The following is a 719-nucleotide window of genomic DNA, read 5'->3' as shown; positions in this document are numbered from 1 at the left end:
AGTATCAATAAAGACGATATTCTAACCAGCTTAACACGAGAAGACTCCTTGGAAAAATGAAGTATGACTGTCCTTATTCCCCCTTTTCGGGGGGATGGGCAAAAACACCCTATTTCCGTATATGGTTACCACTTGTTATTTTTGTAGTGATTTACTTGATCTATTACTTCATTACGGTTCAATTATATAAAAAAATTGTACTTCCGAAAGAAGAGTAATGTAAATATGATTTATATGAAGTGTCAACATCATCAGCCCTCATGTATTGATTATTTTGAAGGAGGAAAAAAGAGCTGGAATTAAGAAAAGGACTCGCACTATGGTTAAACAATTGGTTCTTGTGAAAAAAACTCAAATTGTATCATCTCTCTCAGAACAGATTCTTTCAATAATCTGTTCTTTTTCGTTCGCAAAAAGGGGCAATAAGAAAAAGCAACCTCTTCTTTTAAGAAGGATTGCTTTCTTGTAAAGCATATTCGTATTCTTTGACTCTTCTATAAAATGTATTACTCTTCATTCCTACTATTTGCATGGCTTTTACCGCAGTAATTTTATGATTTTTCCATTCTTGATAAGTTTCTTTAAAATTATCATCTATTTCAACTTTTTTGCGGCCAAATTTAACGGTTCTGTTGCAAAGTTTAAAAAAATAGAGAACGGATTATAAAGTGGCGTTTGGGTTTAAGCAACCGCTACTAATTTTTGGAGTTCATTGTACG

The 719-nt window shown here is 32.8% G+C and carries 1 pseudogene; it reads right to left on the bottom strand.

Annotated elements, in window-relative coordinates:
• Nucleotides 1–445: 445 nt before the first annotated feature.
• Nucleotides 446–625, bottom strand: a pseudogene (locus F3I02_RS34685) (DNA recombinase); the annotation flags it as partial.
• Between the last annotated feature and the right edge of the window lie 94 nt (nt 626–719).

This window comes from Bacillus sp. SRB3LM (genome assembly GCF_015712745.1).
Lineage (GTDB): Bacteria > Bacillota > Bacilli > Bacillales > Bacillaceae_G > Bacillus_A > Bacillus_A thuringiensis_K.
Note: the sequence above shows the minus strand (reverse complement) of the source record. Positions and strands in the feature narration are given on the sequence as shown.